The organism is Leptolyngbya sp. Heron Island J (genome assembly GCF_000482245.1).
Classification (GTDB): Bacteria; Cyanobacteriota; Cyanobacteriia; order Phormidesmidales; family Phormidesmidaceae; genus Leptothoe.
In genome coordinates, this window is the sequence record NZ_AWNH01000088.1 from 1 (window position 1) to 10789 (window position 10789).

Consider the following 10789-nt stretch of genomic DNA (forward strand, 5'->3'; position numbering starts at 1 on the left):
CTTTCCAAGGGACATACTTCATGCAGTTGCGCATCAGATGAACAATGCAGAGCTGTATTTGCGTTTTGGGATACACCGCTTCGATGGCGTTGGGAAAGCCTTTAAGCCCATCGCAACAGGCAATCAGAATATCCTTCAATCCTCGATTTTTCAGGTCGGTGAGCACTTTCAACCAGAATTTAGCACCCTCGGTTTCGGCTTCGCCTATCCATAGACCCAGCAGTTGTTTCTCGCCCTCTCGGTCAATGCCCAGGACCACGTACACCGCTCGTTTGCTTACACGGCCTGACACTTTGATATTCACGTACAGGGCATCGAGATAAACGATTGGGTAGAGCTCGTCGAGGGGACGGGCCTGCCAGGCTTTGACATCGTCGCTAACGGTATCAATCACCTCGCTAATCACCGACGCTGATATCGTGGCTCCCCCATATAATTCCTTGAGCTGGGCACTGATGTCACGAGTGCTCATCCCTCGGGCATACAGCGCCAAGATCTTTTCATCGAGTCCGGCTAATCGACGCTGATGTTTGGGCACCAGTATCGGTTCAAAGCTGCTGTTGCGGTCGCGAGGGATGGACAGTTCCAGTTCACCGTCCTCCGATTGCACCGTTTTCTTCGAGCTGCCATTGCGACTATTTCTTGGCTGCTCATCCGCTGGACTCGATTCAAGATGATGATTGAGTTCTCCCGCTAAGGCGCGTTCCACCAGGCGCTTTTTGATTTGCTTCATCAGACCCGACTCGCCCAAAATATCCTCAGGGGTGGCGCAGTCTTCCAGTAGTTCGTCTAGTAATTCATCAACGCGATTCGGTTCTTTCTTCTTACGGGCCATGAGGCGATCTCCTAATGTACATGGATGATAGATCGCTTACACAAAATTATGGACAGTCCCGCTTCTAGAATGTTGGCGACTAAATCAGGCTGTGAGGGGTGATCACATTCTTCTAAAACAACATCAAGTACTTCTACTGTCTCTATCTGACACAGTACATCTAATCCTTGTACGTGCCCGAGGTCGATTAGGACATTGGCATCTGATAGTAAAATCAATCGCCGTTTTCCTCCATCCAGTTTGCTAACTGTTGGCGAATATCCATCAGATGTCTATCCAGAACCTCAGCGGCCCTTGATGTGGTAAGTTCTTCTCTCAGTAAGGCTAGAAATACCAGCCTCTCTAACCGTGTCAAATGCTGAGGCTTTGGTAGTTTAGGTTCTTCGTTGACGCCGTATTTTTTCTTGAGGACGCCGATTTGTTGTCCTTGTTGCTTTTTAGTAATGAGACCTAGCTGACCAGCTCGATACAAAATGGTCATTAGGCTGACACCATATCGGCGTTTGATGTCTGCCAGAAGCGGTTCGGGTATCCAACGATTCCGATAGGCGCGTAGTTCTCGATGAATAATGTCACGGGAAAGTAGAATGGCTCCGGCTAGGTGGTTGGCCGCTTTCTCGCGTGGATCGTTTTTACGGGTTTGGTTATGGGATTGATGGTATTCCTGACGATGGAAGATTAGATGGCCTAGTTCGTGTAATGCGGTGAAAAACTGGCGTTCAGTCGGGTGATTGGCATTAACAAAGATAACGGCTCCAGTTGTTTCAGTATAGGCAGAGAAGCCAGAGATGGTTTCTGGTAGAGGGTATAGAATAATTTTTAGTCCCTTAGCTTCTAGCAACGCCAGGACATCTCCTAGGGGATAGGTTTCACCTACACCTAACCAGTCACGGATTTCCTTAGCCACTTCTTCAACGACATCCTCGTTATAGCCGGTCAATGGTCGCATTTCCGGCAGTGTTGGTACTTCGCCTAAAATCTGCTCAATCGTGGAATAGTCTACGGACTTTTGAGTGAGGTTGACTATTAGGGTAGGCGTTAGCATAGAGGGCTGATCGGCACGAAACATGAGTCCTGTACCTGGAGCTGGTGCAGAGGCTGCAGGTTTTTCTACAGGACCAATCAGCAGTTCCAGGGCAATCCCCAAAGTTTTGGCAATTTTAGAGAGTTGGACCAGCGATACAGTGCGTTCTCCCTTTTCCCATGCTGCAATGGTTTGACGAGTTACACCCAGGGATTCACCCAGTTGATCTTGGGAAAGCCCCTTTTGCTCTCGATAGGTTTTTATAGAGTTAACATTTGTCATCTAAAAATATTGGCTATAATCGATATATATGTTAAATAAATATAACATTGGAGGTGTTTTATGGCTAAGGGTAAAAACCAGCATATTGTCCCTCATGCTGAGGGATGGGCTGTTAAAGCTGCAGGCGCGAAGCGAGCTACTCGGGTTACTCAAACTCAGAAAGAAGCTATTGATATTGCTCGGTCTATTGCTACTAACCAGCAGTCTGAGATGATTGTGCATCGAACTAATGGTCAGATTAGGCAAAAGAATAGCTATGGTAATGACCCTCATCCACCTAAGGGGTAATAGAATTCGCGCCAAGCTCTATGACCAAAGATTAATATTTTCAAGAAGTTATCACGATGGTTAGTAACCACTCTATTCGACGTATACTTACAGTCTTTTTAGCTTCTCCTGGAGATCTTTCTGAGGAGAGAAAATATGCTAGGAAAGTTGTCGATAAAATAAATCGTGTCATAGCTTCGTCCGTTGGTTAGCAAATAGATCTGAAGGGATGGGAAGATACTTTGCCTGGAACGGGAAGGCCTCAGGAGATTATTAATGCAGATGTTGACTCATGCGATCTTTTCTTGGGAATGCTCTGGGAGCGATGGGGATCTTCAACAGGAAAATACTCTTCAGGTTTTGAGGAAGAGTTTGGATATGTAAGGAAGAGGTATTATCAGAGTGGATTTCCGACTATATGGTTGTGCTTTAAAGAAATAGAAGCTAGGCGTCTTGAAGATCCAGGAGAACAGTTAAAGCAAGTTCTGGCTTTCCGTGAACAACAAATTCAGGCAAAAGAATTTTTATTTAAAACCTTTGATGATTCAGCAGACTGGCGGGATAAGTTAGATGAATGGCTTTTAAAGTATGTACTTGATCTTGCTAAAAAAGCATCTGATGAAGAAAGGCAAGAGTCAAGCGCGCAAACTCAAAATACAGTTATTGATGCTTCTTCTAGTGATTTGAGTGGTTTGGAATCTGCAGAGCCACATGTTGCTGCAGCTAAAGAACAGTTACTAGATTTGACTGATAATGTTCGTCAATTTATAGAGCCATCGACCTCTAAAGAGAATTTAAGTTGGCTGGAAATAGCCAGACTGAGCTTATTTTCTAAAAGCATGGTGATTAATCACTATGAAGATGAATGTTTTACTAATCATGAGATACATCTTATTTATCAGTATAGAGAACAAATAGAAGTTAGTGGTGACGAAGTATTGCCATTAATCAAAACAATAGTCAATGATCTGGCTAAGGTTAAGGCAGGATGGTATTGGTTTAAGGATTCGAATGTAAGTAATCTTTTATTTTATGTAGCCTCTAAAACCCAAGATTCTAATCTTCTAAAGCAGATCTTAGATCTTCTAAAAAAGACAGATATTTGTTTGACTTCAGATAATGATAAACGTTCTGAAATTCGAAAGTTTATTTTGACTACAGAATCATCAGAAAATAAAATCGATTGGCTATCTTATCTAGGTTCAACGGGCACAATTGAAGACTTACCAATAGCAAGCAGTGCTTGTCATGATGATTATGCATCAGTTAGAGCTGCAGCTGATGAAGCTAGAAATCTTATCCTTGCAAGATATAAACCTAATGAATTGCTAGAAGAACTGCTTGAAAGTAAAAAAACACTTGAGGAATCCATAGCTAAAAAGCTTACAGAAAGAATTGATGAACTAGACACAAAACTATTATTTAGGTCTCTGACTTTTTCGCAAGAGGATTTTAGAATATTTTCTTTAAATGAACTGATCTTAAGAAAAGAAATCTCAGAAGCTCAATTACGTGAATTAGTAACTGATAATTCCCAAAAAATCAAAGAGGCTTCTTATAAGGCGATAATTAACTTAGGGGGCAGTATTAGCCTAGATGACATTGGTGATAAAAAAGAAGATTCTTCGCTCCTAACAGAGAAAAAGTCTCCTGAAATTCGATTGACCTATTTTAATTCATTAGCGCCAGATAATCTTATGGATTATATTAAATCATCTCTTGTCATGGATATTAACTATGCATATAGAGCCCTATCTGAAAATCATTTCAACTATATTTCAGAAAGAGTACGAGATGACCTAAAAGATGAATTTTCTACCTTTTTAGAGAGGGAAATATTAGATTACAAGAGATTGAAACATAAGGATTTACTGGAACTCTATGACCAAGTGAAGGATATTTCAGCTGAATCAACTCAAGTAACAGGGATCTTAGATTCAAAGTCTTTCGATGAATTTAAGGAGACAATTATTGAGTTACTGGTCCAGCTGGAGGTTACGAAAAAGTTTTTCGAAGAACATATAAAATATGATTTCATTGCAGCGGCCCTATCAGGACTTGTTTTATATGGAAACCCTGGGGATATTATATGGGGTAGAAAATATTTGGAGCTAAGAAAGTTTACCGAATTTGGGGAGCTTCTTCAAATTAGCGCTATTAAGCTTGTAGAGCTTTATGGCGATCAATCTGATATTGAAGTATTAATTAAAGTCTCAGAAAGCACCTATGGGGATATTTCAAGACTGGCTGCAAAGGCAGCAATTAAGTTATCACCTGGAGTCAAAGGTGTTGCTTCTAGCCTGTTGTCAACTGAGAGACCAGATTTAGCTTTTATTGCTGTTGATTCGTTTAATAGTCAAGATAAGAGTGAAGCATTTGAATTGTTAGAGCCAATGCTTGCGCAAGATAATTCTGCTTTCAGGTCCTGTGCTTTGCTATACTTTCTCAAGTTTAGCTCTGCAGAAGAACTGGAAGGATTACTTAATAGATATATGCAAAACAGATATTACTATAGTGTTGTTTGTATGATAGATAGAATTCTTTATTCACCTTCACCGTATAAGGAAATGTATCTAAATGAGTTTGAGTCAGAAATTAAAAACACATATCTCAGATAGTACACTAAAAATCTGAGCTCATGCTAAAAAACTGCTGCATTCAAGAAGTCCTCTAGATCATATAAATTCACAAAATCTATATCCTTATAGAAAATAACCAATGTTAACTTATTGGCTATAAATTGTTCCTTTGAAGCAATTATAAATGATGTGATTATTAGTTTGAGTAATGTTTCTCGTGGAAGATTGGTTCGAGCAAGTGTCGAACCAAAAATAGGTATAGCTACTTGAGTCCCATGACCTTTCAAGCGGACTTGCTCCCAAAGATTATTGAGAGATAACCAGATATAATCTGCATTTGATTGAATTTTTAAGTCATTTCCCATCCATCCATATGCGGAAAGGAAGTAGCGCCTATTCGCATCCCCTAATGCTATTGTTGTGCCAATAGGATAACGCCAAGATTTTCCTTTGGATTTTTCGAAATCTTTTTTCCTTTGATATTTGAAATCCTCTAAGGCAGCTTCAATGTCTTTATCTAGTTTGATTCTGTTGCTATCATAAATTCGTTTTAGAAACTGTCCTTGAACACTAGAATGAGCAATGATTTCACCTGTTTCAGTATCAAAGCAATCATTAAAGCCAATTGCCAAATGCCCTGACTCCTGAAAAATATCTCCAACTTTTACTTCTATTATTGAGTTTGGTGAGGGCAGTTGGATTGAGATTTTCTGTCGAGGCAGTCGTAAAGCGATGGCACCTAAGATTGAAATGAAAATGAGTGCAAGATAGCCAGTCCATCCAAATTCAGGTATATCAGAGAAGAAGAGGCCTAAAGGTTCAGTTAGTAACCAAAAGAGACCAAAGATTTCAATGAATGAGATTGAAATTCTCTTAAGCCCAACACTTGCGAAAATCTTAACTAAAATCTTAGGGTTTATCGTTAGCCTGTTTGGATAAAAAAATATTTAGGATATCTAAAATTTTTGTTTTTCTAAAATTTTTACCGATACATAAATGTATTCATGTATCTTTATTGCTCTGAATAGTTTAGTAGATAGATTACTTAGATTACTGCAAGTTTCTGAAAATTCTACTGTAAGAGATAACTCAAGTTTAGTTATAGTTCTCTGGCTTTATCCACGAACGCACCACCCGCATCCGCACTCGCACTTCGCCCGTTAGGCTGCGATCTCAACTCCCGTTTCCCTTAATCGCAACCCACAAAAAAACAGTCTCAACCAGGGCCAAGTTACTACTATTCATTAGCGCTAGCCTACCCTACCTACCAGGGCAACCACTTCCGCGTTTGCTTAGACGTTTGCTCAACAGACGCCAAAATCCGACTATTCACCTCATCCTGAGACTCTCCACCCAGCGTCCCAATCTGCCGATCCAGCTCATTCGCCGCCAATGACTCATTCACCATGTAAGCCTCCTGGGCAGGCTGGGGTAACGTATCCCGCCGACCTTTCTTGCCACCGGTCTCCCGATACAAGTCATTTACCGTGCAGCCAAATAACTCCCTCGTCTGAGTCACAGCGGCCTGTTCATATACATCGCCAGCACCGCCATTCTCCTTAATCGAAGTATTAAACCGTCGATTTACCAGCGCTCCATCCACCCGCTTACGCGGCGGAATAAGCTCCTGGGAGTTTCCGCTCAACTCTAATTGGGAGGCGGTCTCTTCCCGGTTGGGTGCCTCGTTCTTCCACCAATTCAAAAAAGCCATGGGCTTCGTCCTGTTCTTGGGGCGTAAATTCTAAAAGTTGTTCCAAACCCGTTTTGATCAGCTCTAGACCATCGGGATACATCAAAAACGCATCTAGAATCTCGTGCCGATATTCGTAGTCCCAACGGTCTGGGGTGAAGTTAAAACTGTTTAACACCAGCATGTAGGCATCTAAACAGCTTTCGTAGCAGGCCTGGGCTGAGAAGTGAGCCAATGCCTTAATCCAGGTGACTTTATAGCGACGGTCCCCGAACTGTTTGACGTCTTGAACATAGTTTTGGGGCTGCGTCACCACACCACTGGCCTGGTTAAACCGGGTCCAAGCGTTCCAAACTTGTTTTTTTAGCTCGGGCAGCTTCATCGTGACGTAAGTTGGCTTTGGCTCTAGGATACCGCTAGTTTTGGGATTGCTACAGCGGTTTGAGACTAATCGTATAGCAGGGCTGAGTCTTACGAATCAGACAGGCCACTATTCTGACTGCGGCGCTGTTCGATTTGGTTAAAGATGTCATCAACGGTGAAGTCATCCAGTAATTGATGGCGGGTTTGGGTATAGTCACCGGAGCCGGTTTCAAATTGACGCAGAAATCGAATCATGCCATCAAAGCCCAGGGCTTTAGCTAGGGCTTCGTAGCCGATTCGATTAATTTCAGAGAGGGACATCATGGATAAACCTTATTCACCAGCTTGTTGTTTGAGCAACTGGACTAAACTCTCAGAAAGCCATAGGCCAGCATTTTGCAACGATTGAATCGGTTCTGCAACAGATGGAATAATGCCTCTGCGTTTGGCAAATACGTTTATTCCGCCTGTTCCCAGTGTGGGAATTTTGAGGCTTACCGCACAGCGACGAGCGGCAGTGTCATCGAGGAGGGCGGTGTAATCAGAATGGGCCAGGGCATAGCTGAGGACTTCTGACTCACCAGCCCCCAGATCCCAAGCCGATACTTTTGGGTCAATAGTGATGGTTTCCAGTTGGTTGGCCCAAGTCGCTTGAGGTAAGCTTTGGGCTGCAATGTCGTCTTTGCAAGCGGTTACTTCACGCCACACAGCAGGAGGGACGTTTACCTGACCGAATAGCTGGGGCAATAGGTCAGCGAGTTTGCTTTTGTAGAGAGTAATCAGAGGCGATGCATTGATGATGACGTGTTTAATCGGCATTACTGAGTTCTTGGATTAAGTCAGCTTCGGTGTATTGGAATGGAGATACCTGGTAGCGGGAAAGTGCCTGGATAAAGTCAGCACGGGTTAGCCCTGCGATTTCGGCTGCTTTGCCTTGGGAAACTTGTTCCAGTTCGTACCATTTGACAGCGGCAGCGATGCGCATTTCTTGGGCAAATTCGTCAGGGGTTTTACGTAGGGCCGAGAAGGCGGTGTCAGGGAGGTTGAGGGTGATGCTGGTCATGGGGATTAGTTTGTGGGTGTGGGTCTATGCTAACGGACCTACCCCTGGGCGTTTAAGTCTTTGTTAGGAATGATGTTGTGGGTCTGTCGCGGTTTACGCTCACGGTTGCACCCCTTTCATGCGGCGCTGTTTGAGATGACCGTAGGTATCCATTTCTGCCTGCAGCTCTAGCTTGTAGCGCATGATGCCCCGGCGTTGACCGGCGGCTTTAAATGAGGCTAGCTCTGCGTCTGAGAAGTCAGCCTCAGTAACGGCTAACTGATCGACAAAGTTCTCCAGGTCAGCCAGCTCTGCGGCAATGGACTGTTGCATCATGCCGTTCTGGGTTTGGCGGAGGGCCAGGGCACTGCTAACGCTATCGGGCATCAGCTCTCCTTCAATCACTCCGGCATTGCTCCATTCGTGGGCATAGCGGGCTTTGGTATGGGTGACCCATTGGGTGCGATCGCAATGCTTAACTCGGCTAAATTCATCAAACAGTGTCCGTGCCAGCTCGGTATAGGTGGAGCCTTGTTTTAGCAGCGGTTTAGGAGCCACCTGCACAACCCATTGAAACCAGCGATTACGGATGGTGGCATCGCTTACCTCCAGTTGTTCGTTAGGGCAGGGGTGCGGTCCTATGTAAGTGAAACGGTGTTGGCCTGTCTGGATGAGGTGCATCGGCTGATTAATGAGGAAGGGCTGACCACCGGGGAAGCGGCTGAAGTTGTGGCGGGCGGTTCTGACCGGTCGGTAGTGGACAGCACCGAACAAGAGTATGGGATGTCGGCTCTCCCCAGGAGGCTCCGTTGGTGGCCCTGCGGCGAGTGTTGCAGACGGAACCTCAGCTGTTGGATCAGGTAGCGGAGCAGGGATGGCGGTTGCCGACCGGGGAGCTGGCGCTGTTGTTGGGTAGAGAAGAGCTGACGGGGGACGTGTTTGAGTGCTACGGCTATCGGTTTACCCGAGGGGATGAGGGGGACCTGGCGATTTCCTGGCGAGTGGAGAAGGTCTCCTCTTAGGGAAGGGGCTGGTGGAGAGGCTTTAGGTCGTTGATGTGACTTGAAAGGTTCAGCATCGGCCGATAGAGAAAAGGGTCGCTCGGGACTTTCCTTCCCGAACCCTTCCTAACGTGGGGACCTCAACGTCCCCACACCCCTTGCACGATCAGTGATTGCTCAACTGCTAAACAGGGTTGCGGCAATGTCGGTGAGGTGCCTTACGCTGCTCCGCATACGCTCCACACCGTAAAAGAGGAGTTATCCCTTTCCAGCAAGACATGCACGCCCGCAAAAGGATATTTATCCATCAGGACATTAACCCTTGGCTGCAAAGAAGCCCAACGGCAATGGAACACCCCTTTTTAGAATTTTGCGCGATCAAGCGTGAAATTCTAAACCCCTTTACCAGGATCTCCCAACCCATTTCGCAGTAATCCGTAATCCTCTAGTCCGTTGGGTTCTAGGGCGGCGGAACGCCCTAGCCAGTGGGTTTGGGGACCTCGGAGATACTGTGTGCTCTTGTGAATGTCAAGCCTGAGCAGCGAGTGCTTTGTTGGCATCAAAAGGGTGCCCCGAGTGTAATACCCCAAAGACCCATCGAATCAATTTATGCATAATTGCACCGACCACCTGCATTTTGAGCTTTCCGGCTGCCAGTAAACGGTCCCGAAACTGAGCAATCACAAGATTGTGATTAATGGACGCTAACGCTGGCATATATAAGGCTTTTCGCAATCGCGCATTACCCATTTTTGAGAGTCTAGGTTTCTTGTGGATAGAGCTACCAGAATCATGGTTTTTGGGCGTTAAACCAGCATGAGCCGCCAGTTGTCGAGCACTTTTGAAGAACCGGATATCGCCAACCTCAGCCAGAATAATCGCCGCTGTTTTGTCGCCAATTCCGGGAATCGAGGTAATCAGATCGCGTTGTTTTTTTAGATGGTCGTGACGGTCAATGTGGTGTTTAATTTCTTCCAACAGCAATTTGTACTCGCCCTTAAGAAATTCCAGATGTCGCTTGATAGCCTCCACCAGCTCCTCAGGGGTGGTTTCCAATCGATTTCGTTCTTGACTCATGATCTTCTCAAGCACATCCAAACGACGAACAAGCGCTTGCAATGCGTCCACCTCAGGAGCCGGTGGTGTCCATGCTCGCGGCTTGCGTTCGAAGCAGAACTGCGCAATAAGGCTCGCATCCACCCGGTCCGTTTTTGTCCGCACCAATAGGCTCTCGCCATAGGCTTTGATTTGTTTAGGATTAGCGATGGTGACCACATGCCCCTGCTCGTGGAGAGTGCGAGCCACCGGATGAGCATAGGTACTGGTCGCTTCCACGCAGGCGTGAACACGCTCCACTTGATGGTATGCCAGCCAGTTTACTAACGCTTGGTGCCCTGAGGCATCATTACTCACAGTCTTTCGTTTCGGCTTCTTATCAGCTCTCAGCAGTAAGGCCGCATACAGTTTATGCTTGCCAACATCGATTCCTAAGCACGGAAGAGACATGAGATAGAGGCTCCTATCGGACAATCGTCAACTCCATCCACTATCGACTCTGTCCTTGTTAATTCAGGTTGCGTTGCACCGATGGCAACACCTTTGATACTGTCGAGGCTAGTCGTTGGATGGGGCAGGTAGCTCATCAGGCGCAATCCGCTGTTCTCCGACCGAGCTTGGTTAGCTCTAGGGACCCCCCAGTTTGGATT

15 protein-coding genes are annotated in these 10789 nt (G+C 45.3%); 3 read left to right on the forward strand and 12 right to left on the reverse strand.

Translation table 11 applies throughout. From position 1 onward, the window contains the following. From N836_RS63560 to N836_RS63565, 3 genes are all read right to left on the reverse strand, one after another. Positions 1–835, reverse strand: an 835-nt coding sequence (locus N836_RS63560; protein ID WP_023071377.1) for an IS256 family transposase, incomplete at its 3' end; no start/stop codon positions are given. 11 nt (positions 836–846) lie between these two features. Further along, positions 847–1053 (reverse strand): hypothetical protein, encoded by a 207-nt coding sequence (locus tag N836_RS77205; protein ID WP_071789086.1) that lies wholly within the window; start codon positions 1051–1053, stop codon positions 847–849. Beyond that, entirely contained in the window at positions 1050–2141 is a 1092-nt protein-coding gene (locus N836_RS63565; protein ID WP_023075235.1) for an XRE family transcriptional regulator, read from the reverse strand. The genes N836_RS77205 and N836_RS63565 overlap by 4 nt, the downstream gene beginning before the upstream one ends. 60 nt (positions 2142–2201) lie before the next feature. Between N836_RS63565 and N836_RS63570 the strand changes: the two genes are divergently transcribed. Both N836_RS63570 and N836_RS63575 read left to right on the forward strand, forming a co-directional pair. Then, positions 2202–2429, forward strand: coding sequence for a DUF2188 domain-containing protein (locus N836_RS63570; RefSeq protein ID WP_023075236.1), 228 nt, complete (start codon positions 2202–2204; stop codon positions 2427–2429). 221 nt (positions 2430–2650) lie between these two features. Next, the gene (locus tag N836_RS63575) at positions 2651–5026 is read left to right on the forward strand and encodes a hypothetical protein (protein ID WP_152532245.1); all 2376 of its coding nucleotides are present in this window, start codon (positions 2651–2653) and stop codon (positions 5024–5026) included. 23 nt (positions 5027–5049) lie between these two features. Here N836_RS63575 and N836_RS63580 read toward each other — a convergent pair whose 3' ends face one another. From N836_RS63580 to N836_RS63600, 7 genes are all read right to left on the reverse strand, one after another. Next, positions 5050–5934 carry a macro domain-containing protein gene (locus tag N836_RS63580; protein WP_327058725.1) on the reverse strand — a complete coding sequence of 295 codons (885 nt, stop codon included), beginning with the start codon at positions 5932–5934 and terminating at the stop codon, positions 5050–5052. 317 nt (positions 5935–6251) lie between these two features. After that, entirely contained in the window at positions 6252–6698 is a 447-nt protein-coding gene (locus N836_RS0139110; protein WP_031293782.1) for a hypothetical protein, read from the reverse strand. Then, positions 6595–7059, reverse strand: coding sequence for a hypothetical protein (locus N836_RS75425; protein ID WP_023075240.1), 465 nt, complete (start codon positions 7057–7059; stop codon positions 6595–6597). Before N836_RS75425 ends, N836_RS0139110 begins: the two co-directional genes overlap by 104 nt. 89 nt (positions 7060–7148) lie before the next feature. Further along, on the reverse strand, positions 7149–7364 hold the full coding sequence (locus N836_RS63585) for a hypothetical protein (RefSeq protein ID WP_051394666.1): 216 nt from the start codon (positions 7362–7364) through the stop codon (positions 7149–7151). A gap of 9 nt (positions 7365–7373) precedes the next feature. Then, complete coding sequence (locus N836_RS63590; RefSeq protein ID WP_023075242.1) at positions 7374–7859, reverse strand: DUF3368 domain-containing protein; 486 nt, start codon at positions 7857–7859, stop codon at positions 7374–7376. Further along, positions 7849–8103, reverse strand: a complete 255-nt coding sequence (locus N836_RS63595) for a UPF0175 family protein (protein WP_023075243.1) — start codon at positions 8101–8103, stop codon at positions 7849–7851. Before N836_RS63595 ends, N836_RS63590 begins: the two co-directional genes overlap by 11 nt. A 99-nt stretch (positions 8104–8202) precedes the next feature. Further along, positions 8203–8856 (reverse strand): hypothetical protein, encoded by a 654-nt coding sequence (locus tag N836_RS63600; RefSeq protein ID WP_235071151.1) that lies wholly within the window; start codon positions 8854–8856, stop codon positions 8203–8205. 38 nt (positions 8857–8894) lie between these two features. On the opposite strand from N836_RS63600, the gene N836_RS63605 reads away from it, so the two are divergent. Beyond that, the gene (locus N836_RS63605) at positions 8895–9104 is read left to right on the forward strand and encodes a hypothetical protein (protein ID WP_023075245.1); all 210 of its coding nucleotides are present in this window, start codon (positions 8895–8897) and stop codon (positions 9102–9104) included. Positions 9105–9611: 507 nt separating this feature from the next. Here the strand turns inward: N836_RS63605 and N836_RS63610 are convergent. Both N836_RS63610 and N836_RS77685 read right to left on the reverse strand, forming a co-directional pair. Continuing rightward, positions 9612–10589: an IS110 family transposase gene (locus N836_RS63610; protein ID WP_023070498.1), complete on the reverse strand. Its 978-nt coding sequence runs from the start codon at positions 10587–10589 to the stop codon at positions 9612–9614. After that, positions 10571–10789, reverse strand: a 219-nt coding sequence (locus N836_RS77685; RefSeq protein ID WP_235071012.1) for a hypothetical protein, incomplete at its 5' end; no start/stop codon positions are given. The genes N836_RS77685 and N836_RS63610, both read right to left, overlap by 19 nt.

Bases quoted from the DNA above. Each gene is read 5' to 3' on its own strand.
- N836_RS63590 (WP_023075242.1), bottom strand. From the start codon at position 7,859: ATGCCGATTAAACACGTCATCATCAATGCATCGCCTCTGATTACTCTC.
- N836_RS63595 (WP_023075243.1), bottom strand. From the start codon at position 8,103: ATGACCAGCATCACCCTCAACCTCCCTGACACCGCCTTCTCGGCCCTA.
- N836_RS0139110 (WP_031293782.1), bottom strand. From the start codon at position 6,698: ATGGCTTTTTTGAATTGGTGGAAGAACGAGGCACCCAACCGGGAAGAG.
- N836_RS63565 (WP_023075235.1), bottom strand. From the start codon at position 2,141: ATGACAAATGTTAACTCTATAAAAACCTATCGAGAGCAAAAGGGGCTT.
- N836_RS75425 (WP_023075240.1), bottom strand. From the start codon at position 7,059: ATGAAGCTGCCCGAGCTAAAAAAACAAGTTTGGAACGCTTGGACCCGG.
- N836_RS63610 (WP_023070498.1), bottom strand. From the start codon at position 10,589: ATGTCTCTTCCGTGCTTAGGAATCGATGTTGGCAAGCATAAACTGTAT.
- N836_RS63585 (WP_051394666.1), bottom strand. From the start codon at position 7,364: ATGATGTCCCTCTCTGAAATTAATCGAATCGGCTACGAAGCCCTAGCT.
- N836_RS63570 (WP_023075236.1), top strand. From the start codon at position 2,202: ATGGCTAAGGGTAAAAACCAGCATATTGTCCCTCATGCTGAGGGATGG.